15 protein-coding genes are annotated in these 18701 nt (G+C 47.2%); 4 read left to right on the top strand and 11 right to left on the bottom strand.

Annotation, left to right across the window (positions count from 1 at the left end):
* The first annotated feature begins 263 nt into the window (after positions 1 to 263).
* The 3 genes from KAI37_RS11380 (at position 264) to KAI37_RS11370 (ending at position 3388) form a co-directional block, all read left to right on the top strand.
* Positions 264 to 1454 (top strand): acyltransferase, encoded by a 1191-nt coding sequence (locus KAI37_RS11380; RefSeq protein WP_220031284.1) that lies wholly within the window; start codon positions 264 to 266, stop codon positions 1452 to 1454.
* Between the two features lie 110 nt (positions 1455 to 1564).
* Positions 1565 to 2266, top strand: a complete 702-nt coding sequence (locus KAI37_RS11375; protein WP_023988433.1) for a response regulator transcription factor — start codon at positions 1565 to 1567, stop codon at positions 2264 to 2266.
* Between the two features lie 15 nt (positions 2267 to 2281).
* The gene (locus KAI37_RS11370) at positions 2282 to 3388 is read left to right on the top strand and encodes a sensor histidine kinase (RefSeq protein ID WP_071640811.1); all 1107 of its coding nucleotides are present in this window, start codon (positions 2282 to 2284) and stop codon (positions 3386 to 3388) included.
* A 65-nt stretch (positions 3389 to 3453) separates the two neighbouring features.
* On the opposite strand, the gene KAI37_RS11365 is transcribed toward KAI37_RS11370, so the two are convergent.
* The 5 genes from KAI37_RS11365 to KAI37_RS11345 form a co-directional block, all read right to left on the bottom strand.
* Positions 3454 to 4890 carry a glycoside hydrolase family 1 protein gene (locus KAI37_RS11365; RefSeq protein ID WP_220031283.1) on the bottom strand — a complete coding sequence of 479 codons (1437 nt, stop codon included), beginning with the start codon at positions 4888 to 4890 and terminating at the stop codon, positions 3454 to 3456.
* A gap of 19 nt (positions 4891 to 4909) precedes the next feature.
* Positions 4910 to 6799 carry a beta-glucoside-specific PTS transporter subunit IIABC gene (locus KAI37_RS11360; RefSeq protein ID WP_220031282.1) on the bottom strand — a complete coding sequence of 630 codons (1890 nt, stop codon included), beginning with the start codon at positions 6797 to 6799 and terminating at the stop codon, positions 4910 to 4912.
* Between the two features lie 116 nt (positions 6800 to 6915).
* Positions 6916 to 7758: a BglG family transcription antiterminator LicT gene (gene licT, locus KAI37_RS11355; RefSeq protein WP_025724226.1), complete on the bottom strand. Its 843-nt coding sequence runs from the start codon at positions 7756 to 7758 to the stop codon at positions 6916 to 6918.
* 259 nt (positions 7759 to 8017) lie between these two features.
* Positions 8018 to 8872 (bottom strand): DMT family transporter, encoded by an 855-nt coding sequence (locus tag KAI37_RS11350; protein WP_071640807.1) that lies wholly within the window; start codon positions 8870 to 8872, stop codon positions 8018 to 8020.
* Between the two features lie 17 nt (positions 8873 to 8889).
* Complete coding sequence (locus tag KAI37_RS11345; protein WP_220031281.1) at positions 8890 to 10353, bottom strand: glycoside hydrolase family 1 protein; 1464 nt, start codon at positions 10351 to 10353, stop codon at positions 8890 to 8892.
* Between the two features lie 154 nt (positions 10354 to 10507).
* On the opposite strand from KAI37_RS11345, the gene KAI37_RS11340 reads away from it, so the two are divergent.
* Positions 10508 to 11485 (top strand): LacI family DNA-binding transcriptional regulator, encoded by a 978-nt coding sequence (locus KAI37_RS11340; protein ID WP_220031280.1) that lies wholly within the window; start codon positions 10508 to 10510, stop codon positions 11483 to 11485.
* 11 nt (positions 11486 to 11496) lie between these two features.
* Here KAI37_RS11340 and KAI37_RS11335 read toward each other — a convergent pair whose 3' ends face one another.
* The 6 genes from KAI37_RS11335 to rhaI form a co-directional block, all read right to left on the bottom strand.
* Positions 11497 to 12252 carry a LutC/YkgG family protein gene (locus KAI37_RS11335; RefSeq protein WP_220031279.1) on the bottom strand — a complete coding sequence of 252 codons (756 nt, stop codon included), beginning with the start codon at positions 12250 to 12252 and terminating at the stop codon, positions 11497 to 11499.
* Positions 12245 to 13765 (bottom strand): LutB/LldF family L-lactate oxidation iron-sulfur protein, encoded by a 1521-nt coding sequence (locus tag KAI37_RS11330; protein ID WP_220031278.1) that lies wholly within the window; start codon positions 13763 to 13765, stop codon positions 12245 to 12247. Before KAI37_RS11330 ends, KAI37_RS11335 begins: the two co-directional genes overlap by 8 nt.
* Entirely contained in the window at positions 13762 to 14490 is a 729-nt protein-coding gene (locus KAI37_RS11325) for a (Fe-S)-binding protein (RefSeq protein ID WP_071644298.1), read from the bottom strand. The genes KAI37_RS11330 and KAI37_RS11325 overlap by 4 nt, the downstream gene beginning before the upstream one ends.
* Before the next feature lie 523 nt (positions 14491 to 15013).
* The gene (locus KAI37_RS11320; RefSeq protein WP_220031277.1) at positions 15014 to 15772 is read right to left on the bottom strand and encodes a DeoR/GlpR family DNA-binding transcription regulator; all 759 of its coding nucleotides are present in this window, start codon (positions 15770 to 15772) and stop codon (positions 15014 to 15016) included.
* Between the two features lie 20 nt (positions 15773 to 15792).
* Positions 15793 to 17268 carry a rhamnulokinase gene (rhaB, locus tag KAI37_RS11315; protein WP_220031276.1) on the bottom strand — a complete coding sequence of 492 codons (1476 nt, stop codon included), beginning with the start codon at positions 17266 to 17268 and terminating at the stop codon, positions 15793 to 15795.
* Positions 17265 to 18485: an L-rhamnose isomerase gene (gene rhaI / locus KAI37_RS11310; RefSeq protein ID WP_220031275.1), complete on the bottom strand. Its 1221-nt coding sequence runs from the start codon at positions 18483 to 18485 to the stop codon at positions 17265 to 17267. The genes rhaB and rhaI overlap by 4 nt, the downstream gene beginning before the upstream one ends.
* Positions 18486 to 18701: the final 216 nt, after the last annotated feature.

Raw genomic sequence — 18701 nt, 5'->3', positions numbered from 1 at the left:
AAGTTTTTTCTAATTCAGGATTTTGCAAAATTCGACTCCAGTCGCTCCGAAGTGCAATATATAGACGAACTAAACCATTTCGATCTATATCTTGTTCATTGAAAGTCGCTTATGGGATTTTCTAAAAATCCTCAATTCTTAACAAAAGTTAAGAAGTTCATAAGCGTTTCTTAAGCCGTTCCCTTTAGGGTTGTTAAGAACTTTATCTTTTAATAGAAAGAGTTCAACAAGATACAGTTCACTCCTGAAAGGAAATGAAGCTTATGAAGCCAAAGACCAAACAAAAAATTCCCGAATTGCAGTTGGTCAGAGCCATGGCGATTTTAGCCGTCTTGATGGTACATGCCACTTCTTATGCGACGGTTCAGCTTACAAATTCCAGTCTTTATGTTGTATACAATGCGCTCAATGTGTTGATGAAGTATGGAACCCCCGTATTTATCGCGCTTAGCAGCATGGTGCTGTTCTACAACTACAAGGATCGTCCGATGGGACGACAGCTCTTAAGCCGCTTTTATAAGCAGAGATTGCTGTACATCCTCTTACCTTATGTCATGTTCTCTCTGTTTTATTTCTTCCTGTCCCTTACGGCTGGTAGCTCCGAACCATGGAATATAGCTACACTTGCAAAGAGCTTTGCTCTGAAACTGGCCACAGGCAAAGCTTATACTCATTTATATTATATTTTTATCATGATGCAATTCTATCTTGCATTTCCATTCGTACTGTGGCTGTTCCATCGTTGTCGGCAACTTCCACAATGGTCTATTGTCCTTGGGCTGTTGGTACAGTGGTCATTTGTTATTGGAAATAAATTTCTATTTCAGGTTCAAAATAAGGGCAGTTGGGCACTGTCTTATATAGCCTGCTACATGCTGGGTGCTGCTCTCGGTTACTACTACCCACAGCTGAGAACGTGGTTTCTGATGCGTAAGGGGGAACGAAGTGTTGCCGGAGTGCTGACATGGATCGCAATTTGGGCTTTATGGCTAATTTCAGCCACCATGCATGTCTATATGTGGTACGAAAATAGAATGTACGGAATCTCGTACAATTCGCTAGTTTTTGAACTTATGTATAATATGTACAGCCTGTCTAGCACGCTGGTAATACTACAGATTTCCTTTTTAATGTACAGACGACAACATTCCTTTATCACTCGCAAACTGGAACGTCTGGGCACACTGTCCTTTGGTGTGTATCTGATTCATCCGTTCTTCCTGCTCCTGTATCGGCAGTTTTCACCACATATCGGTTCTCCGCAGCTTATTCATGTGTGGTATGCCGGAGGTTTTTGCTTTGCACTTCTTTGCTCTTGGCTCGTCGTGTCGATCATCTCCCGTTTCCTGCCATTTGCTTGGATCTTTTTCGGTCAACTACCAGGAATAGAAAAAAGACAATTCAAGCAAGAAAACCGTATTTCTTCAACTGAAACAGCACTATCCAAAGGCTGACGACCCCAAGCAAGCGAACTGAGATGAGTGTCCATAGCCTCCATCTTTAAAAAGGTATATAATACGCCCATATTGTATACTGCTGGAAAGAACAGAAAGGGTGCACAACCATGCATAACGGAACCATTTTATTAGTAGACGATGAACCTGAAATTATTAAGCTGATGCAAATTTATTTGGAAAATGAAGGATATCGACTGCTTATGGCACGAGACGGACTGGAAGCGCTGGAGCAAGTCAGTCGGGAATCGATAGATGTGATGGTGCTTGATGTGATGATGCCCAATATGGACGGGGTTGAAGCTTGCATGAAGATCAGGGAAACCGAGCATTTTCCGATTATTATGTTGTCTGCGAAGGGACAAGATATGGACAAAATAACAGGACTCAGCGTCGGGGCCGATGATTATGTCACTAAGCCGTTCAGCCCGTTGGAGCTGGTGGCACGCATCAAATCCCAGCTGCGCAGAGTACGGAAATACACCCACTCCTCCCCTGCATTGGAGCATGAAATGATACTGGATGAACTCTCCATTAATTCTGCTACGCATGAGGTCACTCTCGCCGGAGAATCCATTAAGCTGACCCCGCGTGAATTTGCCATTGTCGAGCTGTTGGCACGTAATCGTGGTCAAGTGCTGAGCATGGAGCAGATCTATGAAAAAGTGTGGAAGGAGCAATATCTGGAATCCAACAACACGCTGATGGTTCATGTGCGTAAAATTCGCGAGAAAATTGAGGCTGATCCGAGAAAACCCAAATACCTGAAAACGGTGTGGGGCATTGGCTACAAAATGGAAAAATTCGATTAATGGAGGATTCACGTCTTGAAGGCAAAACGATATGACACATTAGGTTGGAAGCTGGCCGCCCTTAGCCTTGCCGCTTTCGCTCTAACCGGACTGATTTTGATGGTGTTTTATTATGGAGCATCTTTGCTACTATGGCTGAACCCTTCCCGTTCATTTTTTGGCACCCGTCTGGTTCGCTGGATCGTAAATCACATTGGGTCCCCACTGATCATGCTGGTGGGCGGGCTACCTACATATATCTATTTCTTTTTCCTTTTTACCAAAAATACGATTGGCTACCTTCGCGAAATTACGACGGGAATGCAGGAGTTTGCTGATGGAGATCTGTCCTATACGATCCCTGTTTCTTCAGCGGACGAGCTGGGTACCTTGGCGAAAAATATGAACACCATGGCGGACAAGCTCCGTCTCTCACTGGAAGAAGAACGGGCTTCCGCCAAAGCCAAAAACGACCTGATCACTGGCGTATCTCATGATCTTCGTACCCCGCTAACATCCGTGATCGGTTTTTTGGAATATATTGAAACCGACCGTTATCGGGATGAAATTGAGCTGCGCTATTATGTGAACATTGCTTATGAAAAGTCATTGACGCTTAAAAAGCTGATCGACGAGCTGTTTGAATACACGCGTGTGAGCGGTGGCAGTCTGCCACTGGAGCTGGAGCCTGTAGATCTCGGCAAATTGCTCACTCAGCTTGCTGAGGAATTTGTACCCTCGCTGGAACAGGCGGACATGTCCTACCGTGTCCGAATCGTCGAGCCTGTTCGGATTCTAGCCGATACCGACGAGCTTGTACGCCTGTATGAAAATTTGTTTTCCAACGCTATTCGATACGGAAAAGACGGCAAACGCCTCGATATCACCATAGGACGCGAAGACGACGAGGCGGTGGTAATCTGCACCAACTACGGCACCCCAATTCCTGCGGAAGATGTCCCGCACTTGTTTGAACGGTTTTACCGGGTGGACAAATCACGTTCCAAGGAAACTGGAGGCACCGGACTAGGCCTTGCGATTACAAAAAGTATTACCGAGTTGCATGATGGCCGCATTTCGGTTAGGAGCAATCGCAGACAAACAGATTTTGAAACCCGTTTTCCCCTCTGCTCCTACACATAAACAAACGAACCAGCCAAAGATTGTATCTCTGGCCGGTTCGTTTCTGACTTTTATTTAATACAGAACTATTTTCCTTTATTTTGTTCAAACAATACTTCACCATTGGATTCAATAATCTTTTGGTACCAGTAGAAGCTGTTCTTTTTTCTTCTTTCCAGCGTACCCGTACCATCGTTGTTTTTGTCTACATAGATAAAGCCGTACCTTTTTTTCATTTCTCCTGTTCCCGCACTGACAATGTCGATTGGACCCCACCAGGTATAGCCGAGCACTTCGCAGCCATCCTCAATAGCTTCATGCAGCTGGATCAGATGCTTGTTCAGATAGTCTACCCGCTCGGGATCATGAATTGAACCGTCTTCCAAAATTTCATCATGACTGCCGTAGCCGTTCTCTACAACAAACAGAGGTTTCTGATATCGGTCGTACATCTCATTACAAACATAGCGGAAGCCCTTTGGGTCAATTGGCCATCCCCACGGCGTTTTTTCCAAATAGGGATTGTCGAGTCCCATAATTCCCCCTGTGTTGCCCAAGATGGGCATACCTGCTTTATGTGTCGTACTTCGATAATAGCTAAATCCTAAATAATCAGCTGTATGCTCTCGCAGTAATTGTTCATCTCCGGGCTCCATTTGGACCATAATGTTATGCTCTTTCCAGATCCGTTTGGCATAGCTTGGATAATAGCCTCTAAGGATCACATCCGAATAAAATAAAGATCTTCTTCTCAGCTCATAGGCTTCAAACACATCGTCCGGATTACAGGTATTCGGATAGATCGGACTCAGGGATAACATAGCGCCCATCATCGCTCCTGGGATAATTTCATGACACAGTTTAGTAGCCAGGGCGCTGGCAACGAAAACATGATGACTAGCCTGATAAATGGTCGGCAGCTTGTGCTCATCGTCTTGAACAACAATGCCTCCTGCCGCCAAAGGGATGGTATGAAAATGGTTGATTTCGTTGAAGTTCATCCAATATTTCACTTTGTTTTTATAACGTTTGAAGACAACATCCGCATACTTTACGTAGAATCCAATCAGCTCGCGGCTTTTCCAGCCTTCGTATTTGCGAATCAGATTCAGAGGCAGCTCAAAGTGAGAAATGGTGATGACCGGCTCAATTCCATACTTCAGTAGCTCATCAAACAGATCATCGTAAAATTGCAGCCCTTTTTCATTTGGCTCGGCATCATCCCCATTCGGAAAGATTCGGGACCATGCAATGGAAGTCCGAAAGCATTTCATGCCCATTTCGGCGAACAGGGCGATATCTTCTTTATAACGATGGTAAAAATCAATCGCTTCATGGCTGGCGTAGTACTTGTTTTCATCAATCGTATCATCAAACGTCCCGCCTACTATTCCTCCCCGAAATGCATCGCTGATTGCTGGCCCTTTACCATCCTCGTTCCATGCCCCTTCAGCTTGATTCGCTGCTATAGCACCACCCCATAGAAAATTTTCAGGAAAACTTTTGGCTATTTGTGCTGTCATAACTCATTTCCTCCTTTATTTAATGTACAGTGAGCAAAATACTTTGCAAATCTACGGATTTTTGCTGTGTCTGGGTAACCTTTTGGTAATCAGTGCTGTTGGTAACAATAATTGGAGTGGTCAGGTCATAACCGGCTGCCTGGATTTTCGGAATATCAAAATCAAGCAGCAAATCGCCTCGTTCAATCCGTTGCCCTTGTTCTACATGCTTCGTGAAATAGTTGCCTTTCAGCTTAACCGTATCTAGTCCCACATGAATTAACAGATCCAGATGGTTATCTGAGGTGATGGCTATCGCATGGCCGGTTCGAAATACGAGCGAGACAACCCCTGAAACCGGTGAATATACCTTTCCTTCACTCGGTAGAATGGCTATTCCTTGACCCATCGCTTCTGTAGAGAACGCAGGATCAGGCACCTCATGAAGCGGAACAATTTGGCCATGGATAGGCGCATAGACATTCTCGGTGACTTCAGTATGTCCAGGTTCAGTTTGTAAGGCAGGCTCGGATTTTTCTGCTTCCGTCTTTCCTGTCTCCGCATCCGTTGCCCCTTTTCCTTCATTAAAGCCCAGAATATAAGTCAATACGGTAGTAACCACAAATGAAATGATGATACTAATCAAATAAAAAGCAATTGTATTCGTAAAGAATGCCGGAATAGTTGTTATTGCCGGGAACACATAAGCAAGCACGGTCGTCTGGAAATGTCCGGCAATGGCCCCTCCGATCATTCCACCGATGACGGCGGCAATCATTGGTCTTTTCAGCTTCACGGACAGTCCGTAAACGATAGGTTCTGTAATACCAGCGAACAATGAAGGGAAAATAGATGACAGTGCGTAAGCTTTCAGCTTTTTATCTTTGGCTTTCAGAAAGACCCCAAGAGCGACACCGGATTGGGCGAAGGTCGCAGAAGCCATCATAGGTCGGATCGTATCAAACCCTTTGAGGGAAAGATTGTTGATCATCGCAGGTGCAATCCCCCAGTGTAAACCAAACATCACCAGGAAGGTCCAGCCGCCTCCCAAAATGGCCCCAGTCAAGAGACCGCTTTGCGTACTCAAAAATTCAATACCATCCGCAATACCTTTACCGGTGTACACTCCCAGTGGACCGATCACAATGGCAGTAAGCGGAACCATAATTAATAAGGAAACAAGCGGGACCATAAATAATTCAATGCTTTTCGGAACCACCCGCTTCAGAAACCGTTCCAGATATGAATACAGCCAAATGGCTAAAATTGCTGGAATAATGGATGTCGTATAACTCATCAGGACAACGGGAATGTGGATAAAGGAAGCAATATCCCCCGTGTTTTCCATCAGCTTGGTGAAGTTAGGCTCCAGCAGAGCGGCCATAATAGCAGCAGATACGATAGGCTGGGTCTTGAATGTTCTCGAAGCTGAAAACGCTAACATCAGTGGCAGGAAGAAAAATACGCCGTTGCCTGCGGCAGCAAGGATAGCATAGGTACTGGAGGCACTGTCCAACCACTCTAACTGTGTAAGAATAACCAGGATAGCTTTCAGCATCCCTGCACCAGCCAAAGCAGGTACAATCGGCTGGAAGATAGAGCTCATGACGGTAAAAGCACGACTGATGAAATTACCTTCCTTTGCATTATCCTCTTTTTTGTCGTTACCGCTTTTTACCTGAAGGTTATAGTTCTTCGCAATCGTATCATAAACCTCGTTGACATGATTGCCGATCACCACCTGGTACTGCCCTCCGCTTTCTATCACGGAAATGACACTGTCTGAATTTTCCAAAACCTGTTTATTGGCTTTTTGCTTGTCCTTAAGTGTAAATCTCAGACGGGTCATACAATGGTACAGATCACGTATATTTTCTTCTCCGCCTACATTAGTTACAATGAATTTCGCTAATTCATCATGTTTGCTCATAATGCCTGCCTCCAATGCTCTCTGGTTGATATAAAAAAACCTGAGTAATCACCGATACCAAAATGCAATTTAGTATCGAAATCACTCAGGTAATGCCCACAAATGGTAACACCCTGTTAGTTTTCAGTTCTGTTGACCAATCTGGAAATGTGAATCATAAGATACATCATTTCATCATTGGTTAATTTCTGCTCAAACTGCTTATTCACATACACCCCTATTTTTTGTACACATCTGTGCTCTTCTGGAAATTTGGTTTTCAGGTCTTCGAACAAATTCATGTACTGCGGGTCTGCCGATTCGTGGGCAAAAAGCCGCTGGGCAAAAAATTTAAGATGGGTTACAAAACGGTTGTAATTCCATGAATCTTCATCAATCTCGACATTGAAGTGGTATTTTACAATATCCATAATATCCTTGATGACTTTTGACGTTTTTAGCGTCAGATCAAGCTTCTGGTTATCCAGGCGGGCGTTGACGAAATGCAGGGCAATAAACCCGGCTTCATTCTCATCGAACGTGATGTTGATCCTGTTACGAATCATCTCCAGCGCGTGTTTTCCGATCGCGAATTCTTCGCGATAAAACCGCTTGATCTCCCATAGAAACCGGTTTTCAATCGGTGTTCCACGTTCATGCCTTTGGATGGCGAATGAAATGTGATCGATCAGAGCTAGGTAAATATAGTCACTAATGTCTCCAGCCAATCTCGGTCTGGCATACTCCACGATTTCATCCGCGATTTCAATACATTCCATCTTCACATCTTTCAGCAAATCCGCCAGCTTCGCGGATAAATCCTGAGTTTTGACTACAAACAACTTCGTGATTTTTCGCTCATCGATGGTATCCCCCGGTTTCAGGTTGAATGCGATTCCATTTCCTGTCGCAATGACCTCTTGGGCGTCCTCTTCCTCTGCTAAAACGACATTGTTGTTAAGCGCTTTCTTCAAAATCATGCGACCACCTGCTTTTATTTACTGGAAGGCCATTTTTTAAAGAGACTCTGTTAAAAAATGTGCATACACTAAAAAACCTGAACAGAATACCGCTTCATAGACGTTATCGCCCATTTACCGGAACTCCATTCAGGTTATGCCTAAAATAGTAACACCCTGAAAATTATGAGATTCATTTTTGTAATCGTTTTCTTGGCTTCATTATAATAGAGTTTCTTTTTTTCTGTCAACCCTTTATTAAAAAAAGCCTTCCATCCGCTTACTGCGGCTTCGGAGTCCCTGAACGATTCACAATCCAGATGCCCGCCAGTACTAAGAAAATGCCAAGCAAGGTAGCCGCTTTGAGTGCCTCGTGAAGAAAGATCCAGCCGGACACAACACCGATGATAGGAACCAGCAACAGCGTAACAGAAGCTTTACTTGCTTCCATTCTAGTGAGAATATGAGTCCACAGCAGGAATGCAAGAGCAGACGCCACAATACCGGAAAATAAGATATAAAAGATCGACGCAGTGCTAAAGTTTGGCTCCCATCGCTCAAACAACAGGGAATACAATAACAATCCGAGCGCACCGAACGCCATCTGCCAGGTCGTGAACTGGGTTTTATCGCAATGCTGGAGCTTGAGCTTGATAATCAGGTTCGAAAGTGCCCAAGCAATCGCTGAACTCACCCCGAGCAGCATGGCCCACAAATTGCCGCCCAAATGAATGTCCATAGCAAATAATAGCCCCATGACCCCTGTAGCAATTCCAATCGTTTTGCGTGTGTTCAGCCGCTCACCAGGAATCATAAAATGAGCCATTATGGATAAAAACAGCGGCATGCTGTACGTAAGCACGGAGGTTAAGCCCGCATTAATGTAGTTTAGGGATATCTGAATCGCAATATTAAAATAGGTAGTCTGGAGAATCCCGCAGAGTATATACCATTTTATCGTGTGCCTGTCAGGGTTCGGAACCCGTTTCCACATGAGAATTCCGAACAGAAGTAGCGTCCCTGTGAGAAACCGGAGAGCCGCAAATTGAACAGGTTCAAAGGCTCCATTGCCCAATTTCATGATGACAAAATTAAAGCCCCAGATCAGGCATAAGAGCAGGCTCAAGCCTTTCATGCATCATACGCCTCCGTTTAGAGCACTTCTCCGCCCGATTCAATCACTTTTTTATACCAGTCAAAGCTTTTTTTCTTGTAGCGGTTCAGTGTTCCGTTGCCCAGATCATCCTGGTCGACGTAGACGAAGCCGTATCTCTTGGATGCCTGTGAGGTCGAAGCACTGATCATGTCGATGGGACCCCAGGCGGTGTAGCCGAACAGGTCCACTCCATCCTCAATGGCTTCCCTCATTTGCTCGATATGTTTTTTCAGATAGTCGATACGGTAATCATCGTTAATGGTCCCGTCAGGATTCATTTGATCTGTCGCACCCACGCCGTTTTCTGAAATGAACAGTGGCTTTTGATAGCGGTCATACAGGTTATTGAGCGCATAACGTAATCCTTTAGGATCAATCTGCCATCCCCACTCGGACTGCTCGAGGTAAGGATTTTTCACGCCACCAATCAGATTTCCGCTTGCTTTGGCATGCTGATCGGCAGTGGCACTGGCATTGTTGGACATATAGTAGCTCAGGGACACGAAGTCTACGAGGTTATCTCGCAAGATTTCATCGTCGCCAGGTTCTTTATGCAGAACAACACCCTTTTCTTTGAACATACGTGCGGTATAGGACGGATAATACCCTCTAGCTTGTACATCACTGAAAAAGAAGGACACTCGTTCTTCCTTTTGGCATTCAAGCACATCATCCGGATTGCAGGTATTCGGATAAAGCAACAGATAGCTGATCATACACCCAATCTGGGAGTTTGGTATAATCTCATGACAGGCTTTGACTGCCAGCGCGCTGGCTATAAACTGATGATGGGCAGATTGATACTTGTCCTGCTCCAGATTCGGGTGATTCTCTTCAATGATCCCCGCGCTGACAAACGGATGGTGTTTGACACAGTTCATTTCGTTAAACGTAATCCAGTACTTTACTTTATCCTTGTAACGGGTAAATACAGTCTCGGCAAAACGGACGAAAAATTCAATCAGTTTCCGGTTTTTCCAGCCACCATATTCGGTGACAAGATACAAAGGCATATCGTAATGTGTCAGCGAGATGACAGGTTCAATTCCTTTGGCCAGCAGGGCATCAAAAACCTTGTCATAGAATTGCAGCCCTTTCTCATTGGGTTCTGTCTCGTCGCCATTCGGGAAAATACGTGTCCAGGAAATGGAAGTGCGAAAGCATTTAAAACCCATTTCGGCCAGCAGATTAATATCTTCTTCATAACGATGGTAGAAATCATTTCCCCGACGTTTGGGATAATTTTTGGTGCTGTTTGGGTCCAATGCTTCCTTGACCTGCGCATGGGTCATCATATGCCACTGATCCAGCCAATGCTTTTTGTCGAGTGCTGGATCAAAGGTAAATACATCAGAAATCGAGAGTCCTCTTCCATCTACGTTGTAAGCCCCTTCAATCTGCATGGCAGCGGCTGCCCCGCCCCATAGAAAGTTCTTGGGAAAACCTTTTGCCTGTTCCATGTTGCATTCCTCCAAGTAGGTTATAATTTGTGAAGAAGTATGCGGAACCCATGTCCTTCAAATGCATCCCGGATTGCTGCATACGCTTTATGCTTTCATGCTACAATCTGGGATGCATTCCAGGTCAAGAACTAAATTTTTGGAGTTGAATGTCATGCATAATATAAAAAGAATTGCTGAAATTGCGGGGGTATCGACAAGTACCGTGTCTCGGGTGCTTAATCATCATCCATATGTCAGTGAAGCAACGCGGACCAGGGTGATGGAAGTCATTCGGGAACTGGATTATATTCCGAATATTAATGCGGTGCAGTTGAAAGTAGGCCGTACCAAGGTTATTGGGATCATGACCCCAACGATTAACAATTATTACATGCAAATCATCAAGGGAGTATCCAATGCGGGTAAAGAGCAAGATTATCAGGTTTTGATCTACCAGACGGAGGAAAATCAGGATTTGGAAAGCGCGGCGTTAGAGCTTTTGAGGCAGAAAAAAGTGGACGGGATCGTCATTTTACGGCGTATGCTGGATTGGTCCGCTGTGAGGCATTACACCAAGTATGGGCCGATTGTGACCTGCGAGCCATTAAAAAATAAAGAGATTTCATCCATTTATCTCGATCATTATGAAGGATTTCGGATTGGATTAGAGCATTTGGCCGAGCTGGGACTTGAAAAAATCGCCTGCACCGTAGGCAGAAAAAACAGCGTAAACAGCCAAAGAAGACTCCAGGCCTATTATGACCTGCTCGCAGCAAGGAAGCTGCCAGTGAATGAGGAATGGTTGCTCAGTGGTATACATACGGTGCAGGACGGAATGCGAGCGTTCGCCAAGCTGGAGTCGTTAAAGGAACGTCCCCATGCCATCATGACAACCAATGATTTGGTGGCATGCGGTATTATCTCAGCCGCTCGTAGTATAGGTTGGAAGGTTCCAGGAGATTTGGCAGTGGTCGGCTTTGAAGCTGACGAAAGTCAGGTAGCCGACGCCATGGGACTGACCAATATTACGAACCCGTTGCAGCGAATCGGACAGGAAATGTTCCGTACATTATATCAGCAATTGAACGGGCAGCCTTTGGAGCCAGTCTCCCTTGCTTTTGAATTGAAGGTCCGCCAGTCTACCTGCTAATCCATCTACAACTAACCAATCAACAGTGTATAGACGATACCCGGCCCGTGTACACCGATCGTCAGATCATTTTCAATATCCGACGAGCGGCTCGGTCCAGTAATAAAATGAATGCCTGCGGGCAATTGCTCACGCCCGGCTTCGTCAAAGCGGTTTAGAATTTCGCCCAGTCGTGTTCGCAAGCGCTCTACTGGCAGAAGAATGATCAGTGCAGTTGGCAAAAGGCTGACTGCACGGCCTTTCTCCGGCGAGGATAGCACCGCTACCGAACCGGTGTAAGCAGCCGCTTCGTCGGCGATGACGATGCCGATATCCGCCTCGGCGGCGCAGGCCTTCCAATCCTCGACTGGATCGGTGTTCCACACCGATAAACGGACTTCCGGCAGCGCCGATTCCAGCTGGAGCGCATCCAGGTCCGGCTCATTCTGCCGGACGATATAGGCCGCTCCCAGCTCTCGCGCTTTGTGCGCGATCCAGTCTGCGGTCTGCTCCAAATCCGGCAGACGCACGACATGCCCGCCAACACTTGTAAAGTTGGCGGTGAATTCCTCGATGCGTTGCTCCGCGCTCCATTCGAATTCGTGCCAAAATGCAGGTGCGCCGCGAAACGGCTGAACTGGCGACTCCGTTTGTCGTGGACGCTTGAGCCGCGTCGCGATGCCGTCCATAAAGCGTACCTGCTTGGCACGGGATTCTGCTTCCATTTGATGAAGCCACGTTTCATGGGCCGCTTTTGCTTGCGCAGAAGGATTACTCTGTTCACTCATGCTGCGTCCCTCCTTTACTTCTATCTGCCAAAATCTTCTCCATTCGACTGAGAACATCCGGCTGCATCACGTTGCGTTCCTGCTCCAGCTTATGCTCCAGCGTGTTCCATTGCTGACGGAAGGATTTTTTCGCCAAAGAGGGAGCCACACGGTACGTATTCCATCCCTTTAGGGGGCCCAGCTTAAGGGTAATTTCGCCCTTACGGACGACTGCTTTCTGGGCGATCTGCCCTAGCCGAATCGCCGCTGCGAATCGCTTCGAGCTGGAAACCACGGTCGCAAAACCTTTCATTCCTGCCGTTTCCAGCTTATCTCCTTGTCCCGCCTCTACCTTACGTCTACGCAAATATACCAGCATATCATGCAGCGGTATTTTGACCGGACAGGCTTCATAACACGCACCACACAGACTGGACGCACTTGCAATATCGTTCCACTCTTGGATGTTGCCATGAAGGGCAGGCGTAAGCACTGCACCGATAGGGCCACTATATGTCCCGCCATACGCATGCCCGCCAATGTGTCGGTACACCGGACAGGCATTCAGGCAAGCCCCACAGCGAATGCAATTCAACAACTCTTGAAACTCGGGATTGCCTAGCTGTAGTGAACGTCCGTTATCTACGATGATGATGTGCATTTCGTCAGGCCCATCGACATCTTGGCTGCGCCGAGGGCCTGAAATACCAGACATGTACATGGTCAGCTTCTGTCCAGTAGCAGATCGTGGCAGTAATGTAGCCATCACCTCCAAATCCGTCCAGGATGGAATAATCCGTTCCATGCCCATCAGCGTAATTTGCGTTTTGGGCAAAGTGGATACCATTCGTGCGTTACCTTCATTTTCAAACAGGACCATGGAGCCTGTCTCGGCGATGGCAAAATTACACCCGGTCATGCCAATATCCGCTTCTAGAAACTTCTCACGCAGCTTTTTGCGGACAAAGCCCGCCAAAATCGTCGTATCCGCGGACAGTTTCTCCCCTGCTTCTTTGGATAACAGCTCGGCAATCTGATAGCGGTTTTTGTGAATCGCCGGAATGACGATATGAGACGGGGGCTCTCCTGCCAGTTGAATAATATATTCACCAAGGTCACTTTCAATCGTCTCGATATCCGCACCTTCCAGCGCCTGATTCAAATGCAGCTCCTCCGACACCATCGACTTGGATTTGACGACGGAGCGGGCTTGGCTATGCGCAGCAATATCCAGTGTAATACGCACGGCATCGGCTGCTGTATCGGCGAAATGAATATGCACCCCGTTGGCACGGGCATTTTCTACAAATAGATTTAAGTAATAGTCCAGATGGGCAATGGTATGCAGACGAATTTGACGGCCCCGTTCACGCCATTCCTCCCAATTTCCGTGCTGCTCTGAAGCCACCCGCTTGCCGTTGCGCAGCCGCTCCGTAGTGAAACGAACTGCATTCCGCAGAAAATCATCATTTAGGGCCAGCTCTGCGCGTTTTTTGACCTTTTGGTTCATGGAATGTGAGTGTACAGCGGTCATGCGTGCTTCACCCCTTCGTACAGCAGCTCAGCCAGATGCATCACCCGAACTGGCTCCTCCCGATACCGAAGATTTCCAGCAATGTTCATCAAGCAGGCCATATCTAGTCCGACCAGTACCTCGGCTTCGGTCTCCCTGATGTGGTCCACTTTTTCAGTCACCATTGCTCCCGAAATATCCGGCATTTTCACCGCGAAAGTCCCGCCAAAGCCACAGCAGTCCTCAGCAAAGGGAAGTGGTACTAATTGCAGCCCCTTTACACTGCCAAGCAGCTTCATCGGTTCCTCCTTCACGCCGAGCAAACGTGTGCCATGGCAAGACGGATGGTAGGTTACCGTATGCGGAAAAGACGCGCCCACATCGGTCACGCCAAGCACCTGCACCATAAATTGCGTAAACTCATACGTCTTTTGCTCCAGCCTCCGTGCCGAATCGAGCCATTCGGGTTCATCCTTAAACAACTCCGGGTAATGATGAAGCATATAGGTGCAGGAGCCGGAAGGAGATACGACAAAATCGCTGTCGTTAAACGCTTTCAAAATCGTTTTAGCCGCAATCCTCGTTTCATCCCAATAGCCGCTGTTATAGGATGGTTGTCCGCAGCATGTCTGTATCTTCGGAAAATCCAGCTGAACACCATATCTGGCAAGCAAGCGTGCCATCGCTTCCCCCACCTTGGGATAAATCGCATCACTCAGGCAGGTAATAAATAAAGATACCTTCATACGGAACACCCCTTCCGTCCATGGAATAACTATTACTTTATACATAAACTGAGCTGAAAAGTTACCTTTGGTGCCACTACGCAGTCGGATGGTGCTTCCCATCGCTGTTGCCCCCAGATTTTTTGAATAAATACTCAATGGTAAAAATCCGGGGACAAAGGCGACCGCTCACGCTTGTACAGCACCATTCCGCCTACTCCGTTTTTATGTGAATTTTTCGAGTTCAGCTTATATGAAAAGTAAACGCTTTCTAATCATCTTGAATGCTGTACCTTTTCCTGTTGAGCTGTCATAGTTTGTCTAACGTCACTATGTTTGAACCGATACCTACTCACTATCACAAAATCCACTTATGGAGGATACTAGCGGAGCGGTTCATTTGAATCTGGAGAAGCGTCAGCGCTCGCCTTTGCAGTGGGATTCTCACCTATACGTGTTTTACATCATCAAAGAATCCCACTGCAACAGCGATCGTAAGATCAAATGAAACGCGGAGCGACCTCTACCTCGGAAACTCCCCGCCTTACACAACCGTAACTGGAATAGCCAACTCCGCAAGTTGACTGCGAATCGGGTCCGACAACCGCGAATCCGTAATAATCTCGGATACCTGCGACAGGTTCACGACATGCGTAAACGCCTGTTGCCCAAATTTGCTCGCATCCGCCAGTAAAATCACATGCTCTGCAATGCTGACCATTTTCTGCTTCAAACGAGCTTGCAGTTCATTCGATTCACTAATACCGCGATCCAGATGAACCCCCTGGCTGGAGAAAAACAATTTATCCACATAATAGGTTTCTAGTGAACGCTCTGCGAGCGGGCCTACAAATGACAGCGAGCGTTGAAGCAACTGCCCCCCCGTCGAAATGACCTCGATTTTTTCCTTACCCGCCAGCTCTGTAGCTACCCGAATCGAATTTGTTAATATTGTCAAAGGAATATCCGGTAAACTTGACGCCATATACCAGGCGGTTGTGCTGGCATCCAGCAAAATACGATCATTCGGCTGAATCTGCTTAACCGCTTCCTCGGCAATCCTACGCTTTTCCTCTGCGTTCATAATTTCCCGTACCGCATAGGGCGTTTCAGGCTGCTCGTTTTTGACACTGACCGCTCCCCCATGCGAACGGCGCAGTCGTCCCGCCTGCTCCAGGCGGTCCAGATCACGGCGGATCGTTTCCTCCGTTACTTTGCACAACTCACTCAATTCGGACACCCGTATGCTTCCTTTTTCATTAACGAGCTGCACAATCATCTCATATCTTTCTGCGACCAGCATGGCAATCTCACTCCACATCTTTAATGTACAAAAAGTCCCGCCACCCGCCGGAATTGCCCGTAGGCATCCTCCCACGCTTCTGACTCGGCAGGTTCATATTCCTCCACGGAAATAGAATCCGCGATGACCCGGCGTGCTTCCCATATATCGGCGAACTTTCCCTGTGTCATCCATTGTACCGCAAGATTGCCGATTGCGCTCGCTTCTGCAGGTCCCGCCCACACTGGTTTTTGAATCGAATTGGCCGTCCATTGGCACAGCAAGCGATTTTGAATCCCTCCTCCGACCATATGCAAACCATTAAACCGTTGTCCTGACACCTGCTCCGTAAGCTCCAAAATGTAACGGTACTTTAACGCCAGACTCTCCAAAATACAGCGCGTGATTTCTCCCGGCGTCTCGGGCAATGGCTGCCCGGTGTTACGGCAATATTGGCGAATACGTGTTTTCATATCCCCGGCGTGCAGAAACAGTTCATCGTCCGGGTCAATCAAAGAAGTGAATGCTGGAGCCTGTTCTGCCATATGAACCAGTTCGGGGAAGGAATAGGAGTGTCCCTGCCGCTCCCACTCTCTGCGCGCCTCCTGTAAAATCCACAAGCCCATAATGTTTTTAAGCAGCCTGTAAGTTCGACCGACCCCACCTTCGTTCGTAAAATTAAAACGAAGCGTATCGTCATTGATTACAGGCTGTGCCGTTTCCGTTCCCATCAGGGACCATGTTCCGCAGCTCAAGTACGCAAACGAGCGCTCCAGCGCAGGCACGGCAGCCACAGCAGATCCCGTATCGTGCTCTGCTACTGCAATCACAGGAATCGCTCCAATGCCCAGATCGGTCATGACCGACGAGCGGATCGTTCCTGCAACATTTCCTGGCTCCAGTACCTCACCAAACCAGGAACGGGGAATATTGATTCCAGACAAAAGCTCATCATCCCATTTTTGCTGCAACGGATTATATAATTGCGTGCTGGTCGCATTCGAAAACTCATTGTACATTTCACCTGTCAGAAAATACCGCAGCAAATCTGGAATCATCAAGAAATGCTTTGCCTGCTCCAGCAATGGTGAATTTGCATTTCGCATAGCAGCCAGCTGATAAATCGTGTTAAACGTCAAAAACTGAATGCCTGTACGCTGAAAAATGGAGTCTTTCCCCAGCCGTCCTTGTATTTCTTCCATCACCCCGTGGGTGTGCCAATCCCGATAATGATAAGGGTTCCCCAGCAATTCACCGGTTTTTCCAATTAATCCAAAATCGACCGCCCAGGAGTCAATCGCAAGACTAGACGGATTCACTCCCATATGCTTGGCTTTGAGCAATCCTTGCTGAACCTCGTGATACAGACGCAACAGATCCCAGTGCAGACGTTCCCCAACCTTGACCGGATCATTCGAAAAGCGATGGATTTCCTCCACCACTATACGTGAATCTGTCAATTCTCCGAGTAGAACCCTGCCGCTGCTTGCCCCCAAATCATAAGCGAGGATGCTCACCAGCTTGCACCACCCTTGCCTCTTTGCAAAATCTGCGTGCCATACTCAGACGCTAAATAGGCTTTCATCGGGTCTGCCGGTAACCCTTGCTCTTCACGGATCGCTCTGAGCAATGGCGCTACATCGAACTCAAACGCTTGGCGCACGGCATCCTCCGCACCCAGCACATCCTGGCGGCTCGCCGCTTCCTCCACCTCTACATGATTGATCAGGAGTGCCTTCGCATATTGAGTCTGCACATTCAGCACCGAACGAATCATCGCCGGAATTTTTTGCTCAATATTGTGCGACTGATCGATCAAATAAGCAATTTTGTCGACGGTATGGCGAATATCCGCATCTACATCCTGAGCGGCATTTAAAATTTGATAAAAAATCAAGAACAGTTCATACGGATTCGCGGAGCCCACGATCAGATCATCATCCGCATATTTGTAGCTATTAAAATGGAACCCACCTAGTCGCTTTTCATCAATTAGAAACGCAACTATATGCTCCACGTTGGCTCCCGGCAGATGATGCCCTGTATCCACCAGCACTTGTGCCTGCGGCCCCAGCTTGGTTGCGAAATTGTAAGCCATGCCCCAATCGGCAATATCCGTATGGTAAAAGGCTGGCTCGAACGCCTTGTATTCAATCAACATGCGCATGTCAGGAGTAAGCGCCTTATACATTTCACTGAGCGCTTCCAGCATCCAATTTTTCCGTTTGCGAATGTCTCCCTGACCGGGATAATTCGTTCCATCTGCGAACCATAAGCTAAAATCGTTAGAGCCCGTTTCCTTCGCAATATCCACGCATTCCAGCAAATGGTTGATGGCCTTGCGGCGGATGGCCGGGTCTACATTGGTGACACTGCCGAGCATGTAGTCCTCGTCTTGAAACAGATTGGGATTCACGGCCCCAATCTGTAGTCCCAAGCTTTCGGCATGACTGCGAAGCTTGCCGTAATTGTCTACTGTATCCCACGGAATGTGGATCGCAACGGATGGACATAGGCCTGTCACGGCATGAACTTGCGCGGCATCCTCCAACTTTTCGAACGGATCACGCGGCACGCCTGTTTTCTGAAAGACTTTAAACCGTGTACCTGAGTCGCCATATCCCCAGGATGGTGTTTCTATGCTAAGCGCTTTCAGCTTTGCCTTTACTTGCTCCAGGTCAATGCCCCGTTGTTGCTGTTGCTCCTCGAATAAGGCATACGCTTTGTCACTCATCGTGGTTCCTCCTTGGAAAATGAAGTGAGTTACGGGAGGCCGCTTCGCGTGCGGATTGTTCTTCCGATCGCTGTTGCAACGGGATTTTTCATTTTATAACACATGATAAGGTTAAAATCCCGTTGCAAAGGCGAACACTTCGTTTCTTCAGAACAATTCCGCCCGCTCCGCTGCTGACCATCCATAAAGTCACTTCTATTTTAAAGTGTTAGTGTG

The sequence above is a fragment of the Paenibacillus sp. S25 genome (assembly GCF_019454085.1).
Taxonomy (GTDB): domain Bacteria; phylum Bacillota; class Bacilli; order Paenibacillales; family Paenibacillaceae; genus Paenibacillus; species Paenibacillus polymyxa_B.
The sequence above is the reverse complement of the archived record's forward strand: the minus strand, read 5'-3'. Positions and strand labels throughout refer to the sequence as shown.